Origin of the sequence: Altererythrobacter epoxidivorans (assembly GCF_001281485.1) — a bacterium.
Taxonomy (GTDB): Bacteria; Pseudomonadota; Alphaproteobacteria; order Sphingomonadales; family Sphingomonadaceae; genus Erythrobacter; species Erythrobacter epoxidivorans.
The window spans coordinates 884380-907758 of record NZ_CP012669.1 but is presented as its reverse complement, the minus strand read 5'-3'; the positions used below and the strand labels follow the sequence as shown (position 1 = coordinate 907758).

Annotated in this window: 21 protein-coding genes and 1 tRNA gene; 5 read left to right on the top strand and 17 right to left on the bottom strand. The window is 60.7% G+C overall.

The window, feature by feature from the left end; genetic code table 11:
• Positions 1-4: 4 nt before the first annotated feature.
• Positions 5-688, bottom strand: coding sequence for an energy transducer TonB (locus AMC99_RS04650; protein WP_061923446.1), 684 nt, complete (start codon positions 686-688; stop codon positions 5-7).
• An 83-nt stretch (positions 689-771) separates the two neighbouring features.
• Between AMC99_RS04650 and argJ the strand changes: the two genes are divergently transcribed.
• Together argJ and AMC99_RS04640 are read left to right on the top strand one after the other, a co-directional pair.
• The gene (gene argJ, locus AMC99_RS04645; protein ID WP_061923443.1) at positions 772-1998 is read left to right on the top strand and encodes a bifunctional glutamate N-acetyltransferase/amino-acid acetyltransferase ArgJ; all 1227 of its coding nucleotides are present in this window, start codon (positions 772-774) and stop codon (positions 1996-1998) included.
• Positions 1995-2801 carry an inositol monophosphatase family protein gene (locus tag AMC99_RS04640; RefSeq protein WP_061923440.1) on the top strand — a complete coding sequence of 269 codons (807 nt, stop codon included), beginning with the start codon at positions 1995-1997 and terminating at the stop codon, positions 2799-2801. Before argJ ends, AMC99_RS04640 begins: the two co-directional genes overlap by 4 nt.
• Here AMC99_RS04640 and trxA read toward each other — a convergent pair.
• The 8 genes from trxA to ahcY form a co-directional block, all read right to left on the bottom strand.
• Positions 2798-3118 carry a thioredoxin gene (gene trxA / locus AMC99_RS04635; RefSeq protein ID WP_061923437.1) on the bottom strand — a complete coding sequence of 107 codons (321 nt, stop codon included), beginning with the start codon at positions 3116-3118 and terminating at the stop codon, positions 2798-2800. The genes AMC99_RS04640 and trxA overlap by 4 nt on opposite strands.
• An 80-nt stretch (positions 3119-3198) precedes the next feature.
• Positions 3199-6648, bottom strand: a complete 3450-nt coding sequence (addA, locus tag AMC99_RS04630) for a double-strand break repair helicase AddA (RefSeq protein ID WP_061923434.1) — start codon at positions 6646-6648, stop codon at positions 3199-3201.
• Entirely contained in the window at positions 6645-9665 is a 3021-nt protein-coding gene (locus AMC99_RS04625) for a PD-(D/E)XK nuclease family protein (RefSeq protein WP_061923432.1), read from the bottom strand. Before AMC99_RS04625 ends, addA begins: the two co-directional genes overlap by 4 nt.
• On the bottom strand, positions 9658-10374 hold the full coding sequence (locus AMC99_RS04620; RefSeq protein ID WP_061923429.1) for a nucleotidyltransferase family protein: 717 nt from the start codon (positions 10372-10374) through the stop codon (positions 9658-9660). Before AMC99_RS04620 ends, AMC99_RS04625 begins: the two co-directional genes overlap by 8 nt.
• Positions 10371-11357 (bottom strand): aminoglycoside phosphotransferase family protein, encoded by a 987-nt coding sequence (locus AMC99_RS04615; RefSeq protein ID WP_061923426.1) that lies wholly within the window; start codon positions 11355-11357, stop codon positions 10371-10373. The genes AMC99_RS04620 and AMC99_RS04615 overlap by 4 nt, the downstream gene beginning before the upstream one ends.
• On the bottom strand, positions 11354-11797 hold the full coding sequence (gene tsaE, locus AMC99_RS04610; protein WP_061923424.1) for a tRNA (adenosine(37)-N6)-threonylcarbamoyltransferase complex ATPase subunit type 1 TsaE: 444 nt from the start codon (positions 11795-11797) through the stop codon (positions 11354-11356). Before tsaE ends, AMC99_RS04615 begins: the two co-directional genes overlap by 4 nt.
• Positions 11794-14133 carry a PAS domain-containing sensor histidine kinase gene (locus tag AMC99_RS04605; RefSeq protein ID WP_061923420.1) on the bottom strand — a complete coding sequence of 780 codons (2340 nt, stop codon included), beginning with the start codon at positions 14131-14133 and terminating at the stop codon, positions 11794-11796. Before AMC99_RS04605 ends, tsaE begins: the two co-directional genes overlap by 4 nt.
• Positions 14134-14238: 105 nt before the next feature.
• The gene (ahcY, locus tag AMC99_RS04600; RefSeq protein WP_157058252.1) at positions 14239-15651 is read right to left on the bottom strand and encodes an adenosylhomocysteinase; all 1413 of its coding nucleotides are present in this window, start codon (positions 15649-15651) and stop codon (positions 14239-14241) included.
• Between the two features lie 185 nt (positions 15652-15836).
• Between ahcY and AMC99_RS04595 the strand changes: the two genes are divergently transcribed.
• A complete protein-coding gene (locus AMC99_RS04595; RefSeq protein ID WP_061923415.1) occupies positions 15837-16316 on the top strand; it encodes a peroxiredoxin in 480 nt (159 codons plus the stop codon).
• 75 nt (positions 16317-16391) lie between these two features.
• Here the strand turns inward: AMC99_RS04595 and AMC99_RS04590 are convergent, their stop codons facing one another.
• The 6 genes from AMC99_RS04590 to AMC99_RS04565 all read right to left on the bottom strand — a co-directional run bounded on the left by AMC99_RS04590 (position 16392) and on the right by AMC99_RS04565 (position 20156).
• Positions 16392-16817 carry a PaaI family thioesterase gene (locus AMC99_RS04590; RefSeq protein WP_061923411.1) on the bottom strand — a complete coding sequence of 142 codons (426 nt, stop codon included), beginning with the start codon at positions 16815-16817 and terminating at the stop codon, positions 16392-16394.
• A gap of 24 nt (positions 16818-16841) precedes the next feature.
• A complete protein-coding gene (folE, locus tag AMC99_RS04585; RefSeq protein WP_061923409.1) occupies positions 16842-17456 on the bottom strand; it encodes a GTP cyclohydrolase I FolE in 615 nt (204 codons plus the stop codon).
• On the bottom strand, positions 17453-18988 hold the full coding sequence (locus tag AMC99_RS04580) for a phospholipase D-like domain-containing protein (protein WP_061923406.1): 1536 nt from the start codon (positions 18986-18988) through the stop codon (positions 17453-17455). Before AMC99_RS04580 ends, folE begins: the two co-directional genes overlap by 4 nt.
• Before the next feature lie 22 nt (positions 18989-19010).
• Positions 19011-19502 carry a hemerythrin domain-containing protein gene (locus tag AMC99_RS04575; protein ID WP_061923403.1) on the bottom strand — a complete coding sequence of 164 codons (492 nt, stop codon included), beginning with the start codon at positions 19500-19502 and terminating at the stop codon, positions 19011-19013.
• 126 nt (positions 19503-19628) lie between these two features.
• A tRNA-Arg gene (locus AMC99_RS04570) sits at positions 19629-19705 on the bottom strand.
• A 46-nt stretch (positions 19706-19751) separates the two neighbouring features.
• Complete coding sequence (locus AMC99_RS04565) at positions 19752-20156, bottom strand: (deoxy)nucleoside triphosphate pyrophosphohydrolase (protein ID WP_269464966.1); 405 nt, start codon at positions 20154-20156, stop codon at positions 19752-19754.
• Between the two features lie 96 nt (positions 20157-20252).
• Between AMC99_RS04565 and AMC99_RS04560 the strand changes: the two genes are divergently transcribed.
• Both AMC99_RS04560 and AMC99_RS04555 read left to right on the top strand, forming a co-directional pair.
• Positions 20253-20441: a Flp family type IVb pilin gene (locus AMC99_RS04560; RefSeq protein WP_061923396.1), complete on the top strand. Its 189-nt coding sequence runs from the start codon at positions 20253-20255 to the stop codon at positions 20439-20441.
• Between the two features lie 120 nt (positions 20442-20561).
• Positions 20562-20741: a Flp family type IVb pilin gene (locus AMC99_RS04555; protein WP_061923392.1), complete on the top strand. Its 180-nt coding sequence runs from the start codon at positions 20562-20564 to the stop codon at positions 20739-20741.
• A gap of 99 nt (positions 20742-20840) precedes the next feature.
• Here AMC99_RS04555 and AMC99_RS04550 read toward each other — a convergent pair whose 3' ends face one another.
• Positions 20841-22319, bottom strand: coding sequence for a M48 family metalloprotease (locus AMC99_RS04550; protein ID WP_061923390.1), 1479 nt, complete (start codon positions 22317-22319; stop codon positions 20841-20843).
• A gap of 105 nt (positions 22320-22424) precedes the next feature.
• Positions 22425-23372 carry an acetyl-CoA carboxylase carboxyltransferase subunit alpha gene (locus AMC99_RS04545; protein ID WP_061923387.1) on the bottom strand — a complete coding sequence of 316 codons (948 nt, stop codon included), beginning with the start codon at positions 23370-23372 and terminating at the stop codon, positions 22425-22427.
• Positions 23373-23379: the final 7 nt, after the last annotated feature.

Below are 23379 nucleotides of genomic sequence, written 5' to 3'. Positions count from 1 at the left end.
GCCATCAGTCCATGTCAGGAATTTCCATGACATCGGTGGAATAGCTCTGTGTAACGCGCCGACGCACCGGATTGCCGTTTTCGTCCAGAAATGGCTCGTATTTGGCATTCCTGGTGCATGGATTCTGGGCGAGCAGCGCCTTGGGCACGGTCCCTATCATGCCGCTGACTTCGCAATCCTCTACGGTCCCGTACTCGGTAACGGTGAAGGAAAAGGCCGCACCGAAAGCTTCGGGTGTCGGCCGCGCGTCGAGCTTCCATCGCACTGCCGTCTCGTATTTCGAAGCAATGGCTTCGCCCTTGGCATCGAACGCCGGCCTGAAACGGGCTCTTGATCGCACATTGCGGCATGTCGCAGTGTCGAGCTCGGAAGAACCGCTGCTTTCGGTGACGATACAATCGACCACTCGGCCGAACTTGTTGATCGTCAATTCGATCGCCGTCCTGCCCTCGTCCACTGCTCGCTTCGCTCTTGCCGGATAGTCGTTCCTCGCGATCCAGGCTGCCCGGTCGCCAAGCACTTCCGGTCCGGCAGGAAGCTCTGCGGGGGGATCGAATGCTGGCACTTGGAACTCTGGCGAGATCCGCACGACCGGCGTGTCATTCTTGGAATCTTGGCCAAGGGCGATGGTTTGCCCTGCGCAGACCGCGGATGCGACAGCGAGAATTCGAACATATTTCAGCATCATACGACCTCCCGGTCGCATCAATGCCCCCTATTCGTCCGAAAGCAAGCTTGTTCAGCACTTGTTGCTGGATTAACGGCGGGAACATGGATCTAGCCCCCTCGCCTCTCGCCGTTCCGTTTCCCGACATGCCCGCGATCGGGGGCGTGACGCTGCGTGTTGCGAATGCTCGCTACAAGGATTGGGGGCGCGCCGACCTGACTTATGCAGAGCTGGGCGAAGGAACCAGCGTCGCCGGCGTTTTCACGAAAAGTGCCTGCGCTTCATCGGAGGTCGAACTCGGCCGCGAGCAAGTGAAGGCGGGACAGGCTCGTGCGCTGATCGTCAACGCAGGCAATTCCAACGCGTTCACTGGATATCGCGGCCGCGAAGCTGTCGACCAGATCATGGAACAGGTTGCCGACCACCTGGGCTGCGCGCCGTCTCAAGTGTTCGTGTCTTCGACCGGGGTGATCGGCGTGCCTCTGCCGAAAGACAAGGCCCGGGAAGGCGTCGCAAAAGCGCTCGAAAATGAGCCGTGCAGCTGGGAAGATGCCGCCAAGGCCATCGGCACGACTGACACCTTTACGAAGGGTGCGACGGCCACTGCGGTCGTCGGCGGCAAGACCGTGACACTCTGCGGCATCATCAAGGGCAGCGGCATGATCGCGCCCGACATGGCGACGATGCTCGGTTACATCTTCACCGACGCTGCAGTCGAACCTGCCTTTCTTCAGCAATTGCTGAGCGCCGCCAATCGCGAGACATATTCCTGCATAACCGTTGATGGCGACACCTCGACCAGCGACACCGTTCTGGCATTCGCAACCGGAAAGGCCGGAAACCATCCGCTGTCAGGCTTTGGCGATGCAGGGGCAGACGCTTTCGCAGCAGCGCTGAGCGATGTTTGCCGCCAGCTTGCGCAGCTGGTCGTGCGCGACGGAGAAGGCGCGACGAAATTCATTTCCATCACGGTAACCGGAGCCGCTTCTGACGACAGCGCGCACCGTGTGGGGATGTCGATTGCAAATTCGCCGCTCGTGAAGACGGCAATTGCCGGAGAGGACGCCAATTGGGGCCGCGTCGTCATGGCCGTGGGCAAGGCCGGCGAACCTGCCGACCGCGACAAGCTTTCGATTGCATTCGGCGGTGTCTGGACAGCGCGCGATGGACTTCCGATAGCGGATTATGACGAAGCGCCGGTCGCAGAGCATCTGAAGGGCAAGCAGATCGACATTTCCGTCGATCTTGGCATTGGCGAAGGCAGCGCCACCGTCTGGACCTGCGACCTGACCCACGGATACATCAGCATCAACGCGGATTATCGCTCTTGAGCGCAGGACTCGATCGGGCCGTCCTCGACCTGGTCCGCCAGGTCAGCGAGACAATCATCCTGCCGCGGTTTCGCAATCTCTCGGCAAGCGACATCATCGAAAAATCGGCTGACGATCTCGTCACGATTGCCGATCGCGAAGCAGAGGACGCCCTCAACGAAGGGCTTGCCCGCATCGAACCCTCAATCGCAATCGTCGGCGAGGAGGCAGCACATGCCGACCCTTCGGTGTTGCAAGCACTTTCAGGCGATTGCTGGATTGTCGATCCGATCGACGGCACGCACAACTTCGCCCATGGCCAAGCGCCGTTCGGCATTCTTGTCGCACGCGCCGAAGGCGGCATTGCAACTTCGGGATGGATCTACGACTGCCTGACGGGTCGGTTCTGCAGCGCGCATTCGGGTGCAGGCGCCTTCGTTAATGAGGAAAGAATCGCGGCCCAATCGACTGGTACAACCCCTCCGATTGCCGCGATTTCTCGCCTGTTCCTGACCGAGCGACAATGCGCGGCTCTAGATCGCGAAATTGCGCCACATTACGGCATTGTCGACATCCCGAGATGCGCTGCGGAGCAGTACCCTCGCCTGGCTCTGGGCCAGAACGACGTTTCCAGCTTCGAGCGAACATTGCCGTGGGATCATGCCGCAGGTGTACTCTGGCTCAACGAAGCCGGGGGCAAGGCTGCGCGGCACGATGGCTCGCAATACCGTGTCGACGAATATGAAAAACCGGGCCTGATAGGTGCATCAAGCCCGGCTATCTGGGATGAATTTGCGAAGCTTGCGCTTGCAGCGCGGGTTTAAAGTTCGCCTTCAAGCCATGCCTTGAGCTGGCTTTTCGGGCGCGCACCGGTCAGTTCCGCGACCTTTTCACCGCCCTTGTAGAGCGCGAGGTACGGGATGCCCTGCACGCCGAGGCTGCCCGGGGTTTCCGGGTTGTCCATGATGTCCATCTTGGCGATCGTGACCTGGTCGGCAAGCTCATCGCTGATTTCCTCGAGCGCGGGTGCAATCATCTTGCACGGGCCACACCAATCGGCCCAGAAGTCGACGAGCACGGGCTTGTCGGACTGGAGCACATCGGACTGGAAGCTGGAATCGGTCACATTGACGGTGGCCATGGATAGATCTCCTGAATTTCTGTTGCTGCCAATTTAGGGAGCTTTTCGGTCGTCACAACGCCCCGAGAGGCAAACCTTTGCTAGTTTTCCTCAAACGCGGTCTTGAATGGCGCGATTGCACCGCTGTCCACGACGATCAGACGCGGGGCATGGGTATAGAGAAGGGCGGCAACTATCTCCCGATCCGGATAGATCTCGCCCAGGGCGGCAACATAAGCTGCTATCTGCCTCAATGTCGCTGCCGGAACGTCGTCCAGAGCTTCAGGCGGGCGGCGCGTCGTCTTGAAATCGACGACCGTGATCCGGTCCGCTTCTACCAGCAGCCTGTCGGCGATACCTGCGATGACCTCGCCGCCAACTCTCGCGGCGAGCGGCACTTCCGCCAAGGCTTCGGGTGCGAAAACGTGAGCAAAGTCGGGATGCTCGAGAACCTGCAACGAATGCTGCACGATTTCCGCGCGCGCGGCAGGCGTCATATCGGCAGCCTGTCTCGCCAGCCATGCGTCGGCAGCGCTGGCCCGTTCTGCCACTGTAACATCGGGCAAACGCTCCAGCAGGCGGTGGATCAGGACACCCCGTTGAGCAGCCGCTCGGGCCTCTGCAGGCGCCAACGGCGGATCTGCGGCCTGATCTTCTCCTGCCCCGGATGGCGCCAACGGACGCGGTGGCCGAGGCCCCGGACCGATCGGAGTCACTGCCCACGACGGGAGCGACGAAGCAGCGCTCTTGGCCGTATCGCGAGAGCTCACGACAGGCTCGGCCCGCTCGCCGATTTCCCTGCGAGCGCCCCACAGCTCGTCCGTCAGTCCATCCGCCCCGAACAGGGGGGCAAGCCGCGCATACCAGCTATCGATATGCGGCCCCTTCGCTTCGCGCGGCCCAAGCGAGCCGCCAATGAAAAGCGCTTCTTCCGCACGCGTCATGGCAACGTATAAAAGGCGCCAGTGCTCCTGCAATTCTGCTGCCGCCGCCGCTGCCTTGCTGTCAGAAAGAGGCCCCGCGATCTCTTCCTTCTTCAAGCCGGGAATGGGCACTTCCCGACCGGTCGAGCCGGGAAGCTGCTCATCGAGCGTAAGGTCCCCACCATCACTCGGAGCGCCGGTAGCATCGGCGAGGATGACAATCGGTGCCTGTAGCCCTTTCGAGCCGTGGACGGTCATCACGCGGACGAGATTGGACGCTTCACCCGCATCGCGCTTCAATTCCCCCTCGCCGACATCGAACCAATGGATGAAGCCGGCAAGGCTGGGAGTATGCACCGACTCGTATGCGAAGGCCGCATTGATTAGTTCGTCGATCGGATCGTTCGCCTCCCTGCCGAGCCGCGCGACGAGGTTTCGCCTGCCCTGCCACGGCCCGACGAGCATCCAGTGAAGCAGGGATTCGGGCGTATCGAAATCTGCGCGCGTCAGGAGGTCGCGCAGACGCGCCAAGGTTTGCGCGACCAAGGGCTCGCTGCTTTCGCGCAAATGGTGCCACAGCCTTTTCTTCTCGGGCCGCGGGCAATGGGCGAGAAGGTCGTCCTGGCTCCAGCCGATCAATGGCGACGACAAAAGGTTGGCGAGATTGAGATCGTCCAATGGCTGTGCTGCGAATCGCAGCCCCGCCATCAGGTCCTTCACGGCGAGGGGCGCGCCCAGCCTCAACCTGTCGACGCCAGCAACCGGAACGCCCTTCGCGTGCAATCGCGCGACGATCAACGAGGCGAGTTCGCGCCGCCTGCGAACCAGAACCATGATGTCGCCCGGCCCGGCGTTGCGCGGTTCACCCTTGGCAAGCGCGAAGGGCTCCTGTTCGCTCGTCCACCGCTGGACCTGGTCCGCGATCTTGTCGGCCAGCAAGCGGTCATGGCGGGCCAGCCAGTTCTGCTTGTCGTCGTCACCGCCATTGGCGCGCGCGTCGTGAACCGGCTCCCACATGGTCACCAGGCCTGGACGGTCCTGACCTTCGTGCTGGTGGTATTCCTTCAGCCCCAGCGCTCCGGGACCAATGGCCTCGATGGCCTGGTCGACAAAGCCGAGAACGCTTGCCGAAGTCCTGAAAGACTGGCCAAGATCGAGGTTGGAGAAGACCGGCATCCGGGACGAGCTTCGCATCCGGTCGAGGTTCTCTGACGCCGCGCCGATCATGGCTTTCACTCGCTGGCGTGCCTTCTCGAAGTTTTCAGGGCTGGTACCCTGGAAACCGAAAATCGCCTGTTTGTAGTCACCAACGGCGAAGATCGTGCGCAACCGGTTTCCGGCAGCACCCTCGCCCGCGAAGAAATCGTCGATCAGACCGTCGAGAACGATGTCCCACTGATCGCGATTGGTATCCTGCGCCTCGTCGACGAGGATGTGATCGAAACGCCGGTCGAGCTTGTACCGGATCCAGTCGGCGCTGGCCTGTTCCTTAAGCAGGATGGCCGCGCGAAAGATGAGGTCGTCGAAATCGAGCAGCCCCTCCCGCGTCTTGGCATCGTCCCATGCCAGGGCGAATTTCCGCCCGAGTTCCAGCGCGGGGGCGAGGAAGTCCGCCAGGTCCAGTAGTGTCCGGAACGACCGTATCAGGTCGATATGTGCTTTCACGCGATCGATGTAATTGCCGTATTCGGCGTCGCGTTTCAGCACATTGGCCAATTGCTTCGGTGCATCGGTCGTCTTGGTGAAAAGGCCGAAATAAAGATCGTCGATGGACTGGGCGCGTCCGACGGCATCGGCAGATAGCCACGCGGCAATGGCTTCGCTCCCCTCCCTACCGGCTTTCGCGTCCCATTCGCTCAAGGTCTGCCAGCAGCGTTTCAGGCTTACAGTGTCGAACGTCACATCGTCGCACATTTCTGCAATGTGCTTTTCACTCGCATCGCTGGGCAGGCCCAGAAGCTGGAGGACTTGCGCGCGCATCGGCGGCTGCCATGCCGTCCGGCCGAACCAGAGCGATCGCTGTTTGGCGCAGCGCATCAGCCATGCTCGCAGCGCATCGGGATCCTTGCGACAGGTAAAATCGGCAACGGCATCGAGCGTGGCGACGTCGTTTGTCCGTTCGGCTTCTGCAAGCATGTCAGCCAGGACATCGCTTGCCAGGACTTCACGCTCGCGATCCTCCATCGGCCTTGCGCCGGGGATCAATTCGGCCTCGTTGGGGAAATTGGCTAGCAGCCACTGCGAGAAAGCGTGGATCGTGTCGATCCTGAGCCCGCCACCGGGGCAATCGAGCACGCTCGCAAACAAGGTCCGCGCCCGCTCCCTCGTTGCCGGATCATAGGGTGCCCCGAGATATTCGAGCTCGTTTTGCAGCGTTATGTCATCCAGCCTGACCCACCGCGCCAGCACGGAATTGATGCGCACCGCCATTTCGGCAGCCCCCGCCTTGGTAAAGGTCAAGCAGAGGATTTCGGACGGATCGACCTCGGGTCTAAGCAAGAGCCGCAAAACGCGCGCGGAAAGAACCTGCGTCTTTCCTGTCCCGGCAGAGGCAGAGAGCCATACGTTACGTTCCGGATCGACCGCCAGTCGCTGGTTGCCGTGCAGGGGAAGGACCGCGCCGCTCATTCACCGCCCTCCCCGCTTTCGCCGTTGTCGAGATCGACCACACGGATTTGCCATTCCTCGAGGCGCATCAGCTGATCGAAATCAGTGTAGCCTGGATAGTCGGGGTTCTCCTTGGCGGTGAACGGATCCGTGCCCTTGACGAAGCGACTGATCGCTTCTTCCAGAAACTGTTCATGCCGCGGCAGGAACTCGTCTGCAGTCAGCCCCGACCGTTTGCCACCTGTTTTCAGCGGCTCGTCAACGAACCCGAAATCGCCATCGTTTTTGGCGAGCGACCAGTACTCGAACGTATTTGCTTCACCGGTGAGCCCCTCGAAGTCGCCTTCTCTTGCAATCAACCCCAGAAGACCGAGCTGGAGCGCGTATCCGGCCTCTACCTTGGCGGCTGATGGCGGTTGTCCCGTCTTGTAGTCGACAATGGCAAGCGTCCCGTCCGGCATCCTGTCGATACGGTCGGCGCGGCCATAAACTCGCACACCGCCGTAGGTCATGGAGCCTTTGCGCTCGACGCCGATGACCGTGCGCCCTTCCGCTTCAAGCCGCGCAATTTCGTCGCCGATCCATTGCAGTGCTGCGAAAAGGCGCGGTTGCCACAATCCGCGCACCACCGGATGGAGGTTGCTTTCGCGCAAGAGCTGCGCCGCTATCGGAAGGATCGGCGTCTTTGGATCCTTCTCGCGGGCCTTATGCCAGACCTCCAGAACCTTATGCGCCAATGTTCCCTGCAAAGCCGGGGTCGCATCCGCCTCGAGCGGGTCGAGCGGTCGAAGCGCGAGGATTTCCTGCGCGTAGAACTGGTAGGGGTCGCCAAGAAGGCGGTCGAGCGCGGTCACCTTGATCGGGACATCGCGCAATTCGCCTTTCGGATTGGGACGGGGGCGCGGATAGGGCTCGGCCGCGGGAGTCTCTCGGTCCAGCTGTCCTGCCATTGCCGTGATGTCCTTGTCGCGATGCCGGTCGGCATTTTCGCTCAACAAGGCCTCGATCCTGAGGACGAAGCGCGACGGGATGGTTGGACCGTCCATGTCACGCTCTGCCCTGCTCAGCACCACTTCAGGCGCTCCGAGCGCACCTGCCAGGTCGTGCGCGGACAGCCCGATGCGGAAGTCGGCACCCGGAACGCCCAAGGCTCTCAGGATAGGCGGCGCCAGCAGGGAATCTGTCACCGATGCGCCCGGCCAGGTGCCCTCGTTCAGTCCGCTGCAGATCACCAGATCGGCACGGGTCATGCGGGATTCGAGCAAGCCGTAGATCGCGACGCGAGGATGGCCTCCGTAAGGTGGCCGCACCGCAACTTGCTCCATTGCATCGCTCAGAACCGCATGGATCTCGCCTGTCTCCACGGTGGCTTGGGTCGCGAGCGAATTGGCCCTCAAGTCCTCGATAAAACGCGAAAGTGCGCGGCCGTCTTCCTGAGCCCACAACCCCTCACCGGCAAGCGCTTCACCTGCGGTGGCGAGGCAATCGAGGACTTCGGCGAGCGGCGCATCTGCTTCCAATGCGCCGAGTTGAGACAGGATAGGCAGGACCTCCTCATCCCACCACTCGGCGACACCGGCGTCTCCGGCGGCTTGCGTCAGCACAGCCAGCCCCGGCAAGGGCTTCGGCCCCCGCAGACGCCGCTCGAACTGGCGAAGATTTGCCAGCCATTCGCGTCGCTCCTCACCCCGCCTGACGAGTGGATGAGCAAGCGCCGCGACCATCTGCACAGGTGCAAAATCTTCGGTAACGGCCTCGGCGAGTTGCAGGATGAAACGTCCCGCAGCAGTCAGGTTCAGCGGCCTGCCTGCCGTATCATCCGCAGCGATATTCCAGCGTTCGAGATGACGCACGACCCTGCGTGCCAGCGCGCGGTCCGGCGTCACGACTGCAACCCGCTTTTCAGGTGTCTCCAACGCCTGCCGCACGAGCAAGGCGATAGCCTGCGCCTCCTCCTCGCTCGTCGGCATGGTCAACAGGCGCACGCCGGAAAGACGGCGCTTCTTTGCCTCAAGATCGACCCATGACTTGCTTGCTTCGGGAGGAAGAAAGAGCGTCGAGATGGCATGTGTTCGCTCGGGCGAAGCAGCGCCGATCCCTTTGCGGTGCCACTGCTGCACTTCCTCGCGATTGGCGTTCATGCGGTTGAGGAGCAACTTCAAATGGTATTGCGGATGCGTCAGCGCGTCTCCGCGTGCGAAGACTGGTCCGTCCGGCTCTTTCGCCTGTCCTGCAAGACCAAGTTCGTCCCAGGCTGCGCCATCCATGGAAAGGTCGAGGTCCGGCAGGATCACGGCTCCGTCCGGAAGCAATGAAATCGATCGCAGCATGCGCGCCAGCGCTGGCGAGGCACTGGTGACGCCTGCAGCGATTATCGGCGTGTCCGGCGGAGTTTCGCGCCAACGACGGGCAGCTCGTTCGAACAGCATGTTTCGACGCGTCGCCGCATCGACTTCGCCCCGTTCTTCAAGCCTGCTGCGCCAACGCGCCTGGACACGTGCGAACAGGCGGATCGAATCCTGCCAGTGCCCCGACAGATTGCCGAGCATGTCGAGGACCTTTGCGCCGGTCAGATCGTCCGGAGTGATTTCCTCAACCAGCAGACGATCCATCGTCGCAGCGGTCTCGCGCGCCAATCGCATCAGGCCGGCGCTGCCGGGGAGCGGCCTGCCAAGCTCTTCGATTTCGATTTTGAGCAGTCCCGCCAGTTCGAGCCAGCGCCTCATTGGATCGACGGCCGGAGGAATATCACTGGCACCTAGCGGGTCGATCAAAGAACCTAGGGTCTCGTCGAGATCGAGATCGCCGACCATTGCCATCCGCGGCATCAGCAATCCCCGGAGCCCTTCTTCACCAGCCAGCCGGATAAAAGCTTCGCTTACTGTCCGGGCCGCGCGGCTCGACGGCAGCAACAGGGTCAGCCGGGATAATCCGAGATCGCTGTCGAAGTGGCGCGCAAACAGCCCTGCCACCAGTGCATCCGCAAAACCTCGATGGGCAGCGATCGAATAGATGTTGGGGTGGCGCGCCTCAGCCACGCGCGAGCGCGTCTTCCGTCGGCTTGATCGCCTGCGGAGTGCCTACTTCGAACCAGAGGCCGGTAAAGCTTGCACCGAACAGCCTCCCCTCTTCGATCGCCCGGTTCCAGAGCACATTCGTCGAAAAATTGCCTTCCGGCGCATCGCGCAGCAGCCGGTGGGAGACAAGCTGGATCCCGGTATAGATGAACGGCGCAACCCTGCCCGGCTTGCGCCGTGATAGCCGGCCAACCGCGTCCATGTGAAAGTCGCCCTGGCCGTTGAAATTGACCGCACGCGTATGAGGGACCACCAGCAGCAGCGCGTCCATCTCGTTCGGATTCCAGCGGTTCGACAGGTCGTGAAATCCGGAGGCAGGTCCGTCGAGCCAGATGTTGTCCGCGTTGAGACAGAAAAACGGATCAGGTAAATGGTCCTTCGCCTTGATCATACCGCCGCCCGTCTCGAGGAGGAGATCACGCTCGTCGGATATGATGATCGAAGGGGACTCGCGCTCCGTGATGTGGGCTTCAAGCGCATCGGCGAGATAGTGTACATTGACAACGGCCCGACTGACGCCTGCCTCGGCCAACCGGTCGAGTGCATGGTCGATCAGAGGCTTCCCCGCCACCCGAACCATTGGCTTGGGCTGTGTCGCGGTAAGAGGTCGCATTCGCTTGCCGAGCCCGGCGGCCATCACCATCGCGGTATCGCTCGCCAAGCCGCTCATTTTACCTCACCGCCCAGCTTGGCTCGCAATTCGGCCGGGATATTGGCGTCGAACCAGTGTGCCACCGGAGCCAGCGCCGGATGCGCCAGGTCCCGCTCCATCGCTTCCCACACGCGGGGGATGAAGTCGAGGTATCGCGCCTTGCCGTCACGTTTGTAGAGACGCGTGAAAATGCCCACGATCTTGGCATTACGCTGCGCTCCCAGCCGGGCATAGTCGGCTTCGAAATCCTCGCTTGCATCTGCCGACGCAAGATACCGGTCGAGCATCGCACGCTCAAGTTCGACCGAAACGTCCCGTCGTGCGTCCTGCAGCAGGCTGACAAGATCGTAGGCGGGATGACCTACAAGGGCGTCCTGGAAATCGATCAGTCCCTGCGGTGCGCCTTCTCGCGGATCGCCAAGAAGCATGATGTTCTCGGCGTGATAGTCGCGCAGCACCGTTACCCCTGGGTCTTGCCGTTCCAGCATGGGCACCAATGCATCCTGCCATGCAGAGCGATACGCACTTTCATCCACTGACAAGCCGACCGCGGGGCAATACCATTCGGTGAATAATCCTGCCTCGCGCTGGTAAACTTCCATGTCATAGGGCGCGAATGGACCGGCGGGCTTGTCGTGCAGCTCGACCAGCGCATCGATCGCGCCTGAATAGGCCGAATGCTCGCCGTCAGGCTGCAGATCGAGCCAGTCGCGCATTCGGTCATTGCCGAAATCTTCCAGAAGTATCCATCCAGCCGCTGGATCGGCGGCATAAACCTCGGGTGCGCGAAGGCCGTGACCCGTCAACCAGCTGCCCACTTTCAGGAACGGTTCGGGATCCTCGTGCGGCGGAGGTGCATGCATAAGCATTGCGCCCTCGTCGCCCCTTCGGATGCGAAAATAGCGGCGGAACGACGCGTCGCCCGGGATAGGGTCGATTTCGCAATCTCCCCAACCCGCGACGTGCAGAAACTCATGAATTCCTTCGGGAAGTGCGCTCATGGCATCCGACCTACCCAATTTGCCCCCCCTTCGACAGTCGCAAGACGGCCTTCATCCTCAATTTCGAGATTGATCGAAAGGCATCCCGGCTCTGCTGAGAAACCTCCGGCCTTTTCGGGCCATTCCGCGATCAATACCCGCCCTTCGCGATAGTCGTCGAGGCCAAGCTCTACCGCCTCCGATGGATGGTCGAGACGATAAAAATCCGCATGGGCGGCCGCTACCTTCATGGCCGGATCGTCGTAAGTCTCGATGATCGTGAACGTCGGAGACGGGACATCGCCCGTGTGACCCAATGCAGAAAGGATGAACCGAGCGAGAGTGGTCTTTCCCGCACCGAGATCACCCGTCAACGAGACGACGTCGCCGCTCGCAACTCGCTCTGCAATACGAGCGCCCAAGCGTTCCATCGCGGCAAGGTCCGGCAACTGCTCGATCATGGTAGGAGGATGATCGCGGTCGTCCCCGCGCCCGGTTCGCTCTGCAATGTCAGCGTTCCGCCATGCGCTTCTACCAACTGGCGTGACAACGGCAGGCCCAGGCCCTGGCGACGTTCGACGCTGCCATCGGACGATGCGCGAAGACCGCCGAGTGCGCGCGCCAGCTCTTCCTTAGTCATGCCCGGGCCATTGTCGGACACGACGATCCTTGCACCCTCCCGCGTCTTTGCAACATCGACGAGGATCTTGCCGCCGCGCGGAGTGGCAGCGATCGCATTATCGACAAGGTTGCCGATCACACGGCCAAGCTGCCGCTTGTCAGCTTCTACCACGCCGCCTGCATTGCCACGGAGGTCGAGCGAAAGGCCGCCCGATACGATCGGCTCTTCACGCCCTCGCACCACTTCGGTGACGAAGGGCAGAAGTTCGAGACGTTCCTTGCTGAGCGGCAAAAGTCCCGCCTCGCTCTGCGACAGATCGAGCACGTTTTCGACCTGGTCGGTCAGGCGAGCCACCGATTCCAGGATGGCATCGGTGTATTCGGCCATCTGGTCGGACACGGGGCCTGCCGCACCGCTCTTTATCAATTCGGCAAAGCCACCGATCGACGTCAAAGGCGTGCGGAATTCATAGGACATGTTGGCGAGGAAGCGCGCCTTGACCGCGTCGGCCTCTTCCAGCGCGGCATTCCGTTCGCGCAGCGCATTTTCGGCCTTCTGGGAATCGGTGATGTCGAGGACGGTCAGCAGGCCGTTACCATCTGGCAGCGGAACACCAGCAGCCTCCAGAGTTCGACCATCCGAAAGCTCGATCCGGCCACCCTTCTCCTTGCGATCCAGCGTGGCAGCCCGGATGATCTCGCCGATCGTCTTTGCGCGGGCGGGCCGAGCAAGATTTGGTGCAATCAATTCGAGCAACTGATCCGCGCTCGGGTGCGAATCGAGTTTCTCTTCCGGCAAGCCCCACGTGCCCGCGAAACTGCGGTTCCACAGCTGGAGAGAGCCATCCGGTGCGAAGACCGCAAGCGCTTCGAACAGGCTGTCGAGCGTGGCTGTGCGGGTCCTCAGGAGGGTGTCACGCGTCGCCGAAAGCGCAAGCTGTTCGGTGCGATCCTCTGCAATCATGACGAGGCCGCCGTCAGGCATAGGCTGCGCGACAATGCGAAGGTGCGTGCCGCCGGGAAGCGGCCAAGCTTCCTCGAGCGCCTCTTGTGCAGCGAACCATTCGACATGTTCGCGCCGCCACGCGGGAAAGTCGCGCACTTCAGGCGTCCGGCGCTTGTCGCGAGCGTCGCTCAGGAAACGGTCGAACGTCACGCTTTCGCCGACGATGTCCGGCGAAAGGTCGAACTGGCGCAGGAACGGCTGATTGGCGAAGACAAGCTTTTCGCTCGCATCGAATTGCGCAACGCCGACACTGAGCTGGTCGAGCATCGCACGCTGCGCCTTGCGGAAGGCCCGGAATTCCCGCCGCTGCGCTTCCAGATCTTCGATATCGATCGCATAGCCTGCGACGCCTTCGCTTCCGAGTGGCAGGTCGCTGACCCGGAATGACCGACGTTCGCCACGGATCGTAACCGGGACAATTCGCTCGGTTGCCATGCCCTGCTGCGCCGCCTGCGTCGCAATCTGTGCGGGGCTGAGTCCATCGACGGGTTCGATCAGTTCGACCTGGTTTGAAACGACATTCTCGGCCGATTCGACGCCAACCGCCTCGACATAGGCCTTGTTCACCAGCCGCAAACGACCTTCCGCGCCGCGAAACCACATCGGCATCGGAGCGGCCTCGATCAGCCCGACAAGGGCAGCGAAATCCCCCTTTGCGCGCGATGCCTCTTCCCTCAGTCCGGCAAGTTCGTGCTCACTTTCGGAGAAATCAAAAACCCACACCAGGGCGGCTCCGCCCGGCGAGATGCGCGCATCTGCCAGTACTCCGCGCAAGGCGAGGCTCCGATTGGAGCCTGGCGGCGTCACAACCATGCGGAACGGGGCTGCGGACTTTTGCGTCGTACGCACAAGCGCCGACAATTCTTCCAGCTGCGTTACTGATAGCCCACTACCGTTGCCCGGTGCGATCTCGCTGAGAAACTGCGGCATCGAATCGAGCCCGAGCCAGCGAGCCAGGCGTTCGGGTGCCTCTATCTTTCCGTCTGCGCGAACGAGCATCGGAATGGCCGGCCCTTCGTCCAGCATCTTGCTCATACGCTTCATGCTGGTCCGCATGGCATCGTAACGACGCGAACGACGAGAGGCGCGCACCATCATCACCGCAGCCGCAACCGTCCATGCGGCCAGCAGCAGACCAATCAGAGTCAGTGCAATGGGCGAAAATTCCATGAGCTTCCAGCTATGCTCGCACCGGCATCAAAGCAATGGTCGATACACGGAAAAGCCCCCGCAAATGCGAGGGCTTTCCATTCTTTAGCGACGAGCTGCAAAAGCCTAGTAGCGATAATGCTCCGGCTTGAACGGGCCATCCACAGGCACGCCGATGTAGTCGGCCTGCTTTTGCGACAGCTTGGTCAGCTTGACCCCCAGCTTGTCGAGATGAAGCGCGGCCACCTTTTCGTCGAGATGCTTGGGCAGGACATAAACGTCGTTTTGGTACTCGCCAGCCTTGGTGAAGAGCTCGATCTGGGCCAGCACCTGGTTGGTGAAGGAACAGCTCATCACGAAGCTCGGGTGACCGGTTGCACAGGCAAGGTTCACCAGTCGTCCCTTGGCAAGGACGATGATTTCCTTGCCATCGGGGAACTTCACCAGATCGGTGCCTGGCTTGAGCTCTTTCAACTCGTAATTGTCGAGTGCGCTGATCTGGATCTCGCTGTCGAAGTGGCCGATGTTGCAGACGATGCTCATCGGCTTCATTGCCTTCATGTGTTCGGCGGTGATGACGGCTTCGTTGCCGGTCGTCGTCACGAATATGTCGGCGCGCTTCACTGCATCTTCCATGGTGACAACCTCATACCCTTCCATCGCTGCCTGAAGCGCACAGATCGGATCGATTTCGGTTACGAGAACGCGTGCGCCCCCATTGCGGAGCGACTGCGCGCTGCCCTTGCCGACATCGCCGTAACCGGCAACGCAGGCGACCTTGCCCGAAAGCATTACGTCGGTTGCGCGACGGATCGCGTCGACCAGCGATTCACGGCAGCCGTAAAGATTGTCGAACTTGGACTTGGTGACGCTGTCGTTCACGTTGATTGCGGGGAACGGCAGCTTGCCCTGCTTGGCAAGGTGATAAAGGCGATGAACGCCGGTTGTCGTTTCTTCGGAAACGCCGCGGATATTCTTCACCGATTTCGTCAGATAGCCAGGCTTCGCCTTGAGAAATGCCTTGAGCGCACGCTGGAATTCGATCTCCTCGGCATTTGCAGGTGCGGGCATCTCTTCGCCTGCTTCGATACGCGCGCCCCACAGGGCAAACATCGTCGCGTCACCGCCGTCATCGAGGATGATGTTGGCGGTAAGGTCGGGATCGGCATCGGTCGACCAATCGAAAATGCTGCCAACGTAGTCCCAGTAATCGGAGAGGCTTTCCCCCTTGACCGCGAAGACCGGGATACCCTGGTCCGCGATCGCCGCTGCGGCATGGTCCTGCGTCGAGAAGATGTTGCAGGTCGCCCAACGGACTTCAGCGCCGAGTGCGACAAGCGTTTCGATCAGGACGGCGGTCTGGATCGTCATGTGCAGCGAGCCGGTGATGCGTGCGCCCTTCAGCGGCTGCGCACTGCCGTATTCATCGCGCAGCGCCATCAGGCCGGGCATTTCCGTTTCGGCAATGGCGATTTCGTCGCGGCCATACTGGGCGAGCGAAATGTCCTTGATGATGTAGTCGTGCTTGGCTTCGGCCACGCGGCTTCTCCTGAAATCATGCAATTGCGCCCGGCGATTGCGGGCTTCCCAATTGGCCGCGCGTCTAGCGGCTGGAGACTGGCGAATCAAATATAAAGCGATCTTTATATGATGCGTTGTTGCGGACCTGCGGCGAGGCCCTATATCGGAGGCCCAAGGACGGGATCAGGAAAGGATATTTCACGATGGCAATTTCGGTTGGGGACAAGCTTCCCGAAGTGACTCTGGTCAAGGCGACCGAAAACGGACCGGAACAGGTGAACTCGAGCGAATATTTCGCCGGCAAGAAAGTTGCGCTGTTCTCTGTCCCGGGTGCCTTCACGCCGACATGTTCCGCGCGCCACCTGCCGGGCTATGTCGAGAAGTCAGAAGAGCTCAAGGCCAAGGGCGTCGACGAAATCGTCGCAACTGCGGTCAACGATGCTTTCGTCATGGGCGCTTGGAAAGCGTCTGCCGGTGCCAACGACATCACCATGCTCGCAGATGGCAATGGCGACTTCGCCGAAGCTGTCGGCCTGACCATGGACGGTTCGGGTTTTGGCATGGGCAAGCGAGGACAGCGTTATTCGATGGTGATCGAAGACGGCGTGGTGACGGAACTCAACGTCGAAGCACCGGGCGATTTCTCGGTCTCGAGCGCGGAGCACATGCTCGGCCAGCTCTGATACCTGACCAACTGAGAAGCTTTGAAAGGCTCGCCAGCTTCAGGTTGGCGGGCCTTTCTTCTTGCGCAAATGAGATCAGGGAAGCGCGTAAGTCACGGTCGACTGCGCGACGATGTGACTTTCCTCGCCCTGCCATAGCCGGACATCGACGCTCGCCAGCTTGCGGCCCAGCTTGAGCAGGGTCGCGTCTGCAAAGACGTCTTCCTTTTGCACGCCGCGCAGGAAGCTCATGTTGAGATTGCTGGTGACTGCCATCGCGACCGGACCGATATGCGCCAGGATCACGGCATAGGCGGCGCGATCGGCGAGGCCCATCTGCGTGGGACCCGAAACGAGTTCTCCCGGACGCAGCATGGTTTCGTCGGGCACAAGCTTGATGCGAAGGAAACCTGGCTCGAAGCGGTCGAAGATGAAGTTGCGCTGCGGGTCGCCGGGGAACGCCTCAACGAAGAAATCCGACAACTCTTCCGCTGTCATCCTGAGTTCGAACGAACGCGCCATTTAGCCCCTCCCCAGACGGTCTATCTAACCGTAGCCCATCAGGCCCAGCACTTCCTTGCGGCTACGCTGGTCTTCGAGGAAGCAGCCGTGGAGGCGGCTCGTGATCATGCCGACGCCGGGTGTGCGGACACCGCGGCCTGTCATGCAGCCATGCTGCGCTTCGATCACGACAGCAACGCCATGGGGTTCCAGATTGTCCCAGATGCATTGTGCGACTTCTGCCGTAAGGCGTTCCTGGATCTGTAGCCGCCGCGCAAAGCCGTGCAGCACGCGGGCCAGTTTCGATATGCCCACCACCTTGTTTTTCGGCAGATATGCGATCGCTGCCTTCCCGGTGATCGGGGCCATGTGGTGTTCGCAGTGGCTCTGGAAGGGGATATCTTTCAACAGGACGACTTCATCATATCCGCCGACCTCTTCAAAGACGCGGCTGAGATGGATTGCAGGATCTTCCTGGTAACCCTGGCAGTACTCAAGCCATGCCCTGCCGACACGCTTGGGAGTATCGAGCAAGCCTTCGCGTGACGGGTCATCGCCTGCCCATTCTATCAGGGTGCGGATCGCGTCCTGCACGTGGGCGGGCACATCCGGCTTGCTCGGCAAACCGGGGTCGTCAGAATATCCGTCTCCGCAGCTCACTGGCCCTCTTTCCTCTTCACTCTCTTGCGCACCCTGTCGAGCAAGCTTCCTTTGCGGAAAAGTCCGCCGGACGCAAATGGCTCGAACATGTCATCGGGTCTTTCCGGATCGAGCAATTGTGATCCGGCGAGGGTTTCTTCGACTTCGTTGAGTTCGGGGATCTGGAAACGCCGCAACTGACGACCATGCCGCCGGCCGAATTCCTCAATCACCTCCGTCATGCTTTTTGCATTGTCGAGGATGTCGCCAATGGCATCTTCGTCGATCCCGCAGTGCTCCGCGATCAGTGAATGGCGCAAGGCCTTGATAGCATCCTCATGGCCCTTCCCCATGTTCGCATCGCGCCTGCAATCGATGAAAATGTCGGATTCGCTGTCGAGCCCCATCGAACGGTTGTTAAGATTGGCAGAGCCGATTCGCAGGATCTCGTCATCGACAATCGTCAGCTTTGCGTGGACATAGATCGGTGTCTCGCCGGAATAGGGTACGAAAAGGTGAAATCGGTCCTTGTGATCGACCTCTTGGAGCATCCTCGCGAGGCAGGCGCGCGCATGGTCCATCGCCTGCTGTTCCAGCCAGCCCTCAGCCGTTTCGGGATGCACGATAACGATTTCTGGCGGATCGTCTTCCTTCAGCCGCTCAGCGATCGCCTCGGCAATTTTTCGCGACGTGAAATACTGGTTTTCAATGTAGATAAAGCGCTTGGCACATTTGATATGCTTTAGCGCCAACTCCTCGATCTCGTTCACCGCACAAACGCCCTCGTATTCGGCGCGAGTCCGGGCAATACCGATTTCGACATTCTCAAAATCGACCTCGAGTTTTTCGGGCCATGGGCTTTGTTCGGGCGGATCAAATTCCACCAAGGGTTCGGCCCCTGCCCTCACCCAGCGGGCCTGGCACAGATCGGATAGGGCAACGGCGACGTCACCTTCCATCATGACGGTAATGTCATGCCACGGACCGTAGGGCGAGCCACCAGGCTGCCGCCGACGCGGGTCCTCTTCTCGGTGTGAGCGCGTGTCCCAACGGTCGTTGGTCATGTCGATGCCGCCGCAAACTGCGAGCTTGCGATCCAAGACGGCAATCTTTTGATGATGAGAGCAACCGATAGGGTGCTTGGTATCGAATTTGAAGTTGAGCTGGCGCTTGGGCCACATGCGCATGATGTCGAGCGTCATCGACCCGCGCGTGAGAAGCTGGATGAACGACAGTCCCCACTTGAGGACGTTGACCTCAAGTTCCTTGCGGTTGCGGGCAAGCCACAACAGGAAGCTGCCCAAACGCGAGGGGTAGTCGGCGTTGAAGGGGCGATGATACCAGCGCCGACCATGCGTCAGGTGGATCCTCGTGTCGAAGTCCCACCCGATCAGCATGATCTGGCGCTGCGCATTCAGCATCGCCTGCTGCATGTGCGCGAAATAATTCTCGGCATCTACGATGACGCCGACGCGCGCGGCGTGGGCGTAACGCCACACACCGGTTTCGACCGATTCGTCTCCGTCCGGCCGTTTCAGCTCGGCTTCGCTCAAGACTGCCCCCTCGACCTGCCGCCTATTCCTTGGCGTCTTCCTTCTTCTCGGGAGTAACTTCGGCAGAAGCTTTCTCTTCTTTCTTCCGACGCTCGAACACCTGCTCCATGTGGCGGGTGTCTTCATCCGTCAGGTAATTTTCGAAGTCGGGGAAATGCTCTTCCTCCTCTTCGTCGATGTGGTGGCGGTAATCGTGCGCGAAGGTCTTGAACTTCGTCAGCCAGCCACCTTCCGACATATCGGTCGCTGCCAGGTCGTTGAGCGCCTCGTCGATTTCGTGGTGCTCGGCAACCGAGTGGCGCGTCTCGTCAGTGGTCGGCGGCTTGCGCAGCATGGTCGAATAAAGCGCCTGCTCTTCCGCTGCAGCGTGTGCCTTCAGTTCCTTGGTCAATTCGGTGAAGAGCTCCTTGCGCTCCTCGGTTTCGCCGCTCGTTTCGAGCAGCTTGTCCAGCAGCTCGCGATGACGGTCGTGATCCTGCTTCAGGCGTTCGAAAATTTCGGTCGTGTCGGACATGGGTGTCTCCTGAATTGGTTTGTTAATCCAACCGACAGAGAGCCACCGGGTTCCAGCGCCCATCCGAAGAATCGCGGTGCGGACGCCGAAACCAAAAAAGCCCACCCCGCAAGGGATGGGCTTTCTTGGCGCGCCAGGAAGGATTCGAACCTCCGACCGCCTGATTCGTAGTCAGGTACTCTATCCAGCTGAGCTACTGGCGCGCGGTGAGGGGCGGCACATAGGCAGGGTTTTCCGGCTTGGCAATCCCTATCGACCCTCTTTTTCAAACAATCGTGCTGCCAGTGCTACGTCGAGCGGTGGCTTCTCAAGTTCACCGACCTTTACAGGTTCGAACCAGTCGATCGCTCCACCTTCCAATGCGGCCGGGACGCCACTCCAACTACGTATGGTGTAAAGGAGGATGACAATCCCCGATCCACCGTTTTCGGCCATGTCATGCGCGAATCCGCATGGCTCGCAGTGCATCGGATTGACCTCGATTCCGAGCTCTTCGGCCAGCTCGCGAACCAGCGCAAAGCACGGATTCTCGCCGCTTTCGACCTTCCCACCGGGGAATTCCCACAAGCCGCCGTGGTGCTTGTGATGGGGCCTGCGGTGCATCAGCCAGCGCCCGCTGTCATCCACGAGCGCTCCTGCCACGACCAACTGCAATGTCGGAAAATTTTGCAACTCGAGCGCCCTTCTCAACTCTTTCTTAACTGCTGGGGTCCAAAACGGAGAAGTCAGGAACGTAATGACAGGTGTTTCATGCTTTTGGTCAAAATTCTGAAGAAGATCGGAACAGACGAAAGCGGGAGCACCGCTGTCGAATACGGACTGATCGCGAGCTTGGTCGTGATTGCTTCAATCGGTGCGTTCGAGGCTGTTGCCAACGAGAACACCGGTTTGTGGGCGGTCGTCAAAACCAAGGTCACGGCCTCGATGGGCACTTCGTAACTTTTCCGAAAGGTCCTGAATTAGGATTTTCTCAACAGCTGCGAATTATCGGGGAAATCGTCTGTTCGAAAATTTTTACGAGCGGGCACGGGTACCGAAGACTGAACCAGGAGACTACACATGAAGTTCATCAACAAGCTGCTCCGTGACGAGCAGGGCGCAACCGCCATCGAATACGGCCTGATCGCTGCTCTGATCGCTGTCGCTGCGATCACTGCAATGCAGAGCCTCGGCAACGAACTCAGCACGACCTTCTCGACCGTTTCGACGAAGCTCGGCGAGTCGAACACCGTTTCGTAAGAAACGCGTCAGTCGTAAAAAAGAGAGCGGCGGGGTCCAACCCCGCCGCTTTTCTTTTGCGCGCTCGAGATTTGCGAGCGCTGGCTTGTTCGCGATCGCTCAGCGAGAGCGGATCACGACCTTCACCTTTTCGCCGACCCGGACCGTATCGTTCGCACCAAGCGAATTGAGCACGCGGAAACGTGCCTCCTGGCCGCTGCTGTAAGCCATGCGGCTGGAGATCGAGGCGACGGTGTCGCCGCTGCGCACCGTGTAGATGTCGATTTCACGCGGAATTACTGCTGCAGCTTCGGTCGCGGTTATGCGGCGCATCGAATTGAACATCGAAGAAAACACATTCGAACCGCCAGCAGGCGTGATCGCGACGAAATGATAGGCCGTATTGTTCGAGAACTCATAGGCGAACACAACGACATCGACCTGGCTTGAGCCATTGCTGACCCTGGCAGTGCCATAAGCGGCGGGCAGGCCGTTCACAGTCGTGCGCTGCAACGAGGACGGCTCTAGCCTCTGTTGGTCACCGCCAAGCGCCGCAAACTGCTGGCGAACATAGGTTTCCAGATTGCCGTTGTATGTGGCGAGCGTCAGTTGTGCCTGCCCACTCTGGCCATTGATGCTGACCGCGCGTGTGCCGTTGATCATGTAAAAACCGGACGGCGCGCTGAACGACAGGCGCATTTGCGGATGGATGAACTGGTTGCCCTCGATCACGCCTTGCTGCGGATCATCACCATAGAGGAGCCCATCGATTCCGGCGAGGAACCCGTCACGGTTCGTTACGCCCGTTCCAAGCGGTTCGGCCTTTGTCAGTGCCGATTGCACGCGGCTTGCCGGATCGGGGTGGGTCGATGCCCATTCGGGCACAGTTGCGTTCTGGCGGCCCTGAAGCTGGGCTTCGAGGGCATTCTGGGCAGCAAGGCTGTAAAGCACCGTACCCATCGCGCGCGGATCGTAGCCGGCGGTGTCGAGATACTTGATGCCAAGCTCGTCCGCCTGGAGTTCCTGGCTGCGCGAGAACTTGAGCGTCAGGAGCTGCGAGCCCTGAAGCAGGGTCTGCGAGATCTGCTGTCCGATACCGCTATCGCCGAGAAGAATACCCGACAGGATCGCGCCAGCTGCGCCTAGCAAGCTGTTCTGCTGGGCTTTCTGCTGGCGGCGCTGCGAGTGGCGCGCCGCGACGTGACCGACTTCATGACCGAGGACAGCGGCCAGTTCGGCCTCGTTGTCCATGAGCGCCACAAGCTGACGCGTGGTGTAAACATAGCCGCCCGGGATCGCGAAAGCGTTGTTAACCGAGCTGTTCAGCAGCGAAACGGTGAAGGCGTTCGGCGAGCTTGCAAGGCCCGACTGGACGGCAATTTTCTGGCCTACGGACTGCACATAGGTCGCTTGGCGACCCGACATTGCACCGCCGAATTCTGCCAGAAGTTGCGGATGAAGTTCCGCGCCCTGCTGCGCTTCGTTTTGCGTGATAGGCGTGGACGCGCTCGGAATTTCGCCACCGCCCATGCACCCGGACAGGACCAGGCTAAGCGGTGCAACGGCAGCAAGTGCTAGAGATTTCTTCGAAAATGGCATGGGAACTGTCCTCCTGACTGCATTGGGCAGCGCCCACCTATCGCTGCGTCCCTCATGAACACAGCAACCAACGTCGTCAGGTGATGTTCCCGAGCGGGAGGATTATCAGAAGCTTCCGATCTGCAGGAAGCGTTCCTCACGCATCCGCCGCAGCGTATCGGAGGGCAAATCTGCCAGCGCGTCGATTTCCTCGCCGATCGCCTTCCCCAAGGCCTTGGCTGTCGCCGTCGGGTCGCGATGTGCGCCGCCGACCGGTTCCTTGATGATCCGGTCGATGACCTTGAGCTTCTTCAAGTGCTGCGCCGTCACTTTCATCGCTTCGGCTGCGTCGGGCGCCTTTTCCGCAGTCCGCCAGAGGATCGAAGCGCAGCCTTCGGGTGAGATGACCGAGTAAACCGCATGCTCCAGCATCAGGACGCGTTCCGCACTCGCCAGCGCAACTGCACCGCCGGAGCCGCCCTCGCCCACGATGGTAGCAACCATCGGCACCGGCAGCGCAAGACAAGCCTCGGTCGAACGCGCGATGGCTTCCGCCTGGCCGCGTTCCTCCGCCTCGATGCCGGGAAAGGCACCCGACGTATCGACCAGCGTGACCACAGGGAGGTTGAAACGGCCTGCAAGATCCATCAGGCGGATCGCCTTCCGGTATCCTTCCGGCTTCCCCATCCCGAAGTTGTGACGCAGCCGGCTTTCGGTGTCGTTGCCCTTTTCATGCCCAATTAGAACCACCTTGCGCCCGTTCAGGGTCGCAAACCCGCCCATGATCGCTTCGTCTTCGCCGTAATGGCGGTCACCGCCGAGCGGCACGAATTCATCGAATGCGTGCTCGACGAAATCGCGAAAATGCGGGCGCTGCGGATGGCGCGCAACCTGCGTCTTCTGCCACGGGGTCAGAGAGGCATAGGTGCTGGCCAGAAGATCGGCGCTCTTGGTTTCGAGGCGCTGCAGTTCCGTCGCGATATCGACATCGTCGCCCTCTGCTGCGGCGCGCAGTTCTGCAAGCCGCTCGTCGAGCTGGGCAACGGGTTTCTCGAAGTCGAGGTAGGTAATCATCGCGCCC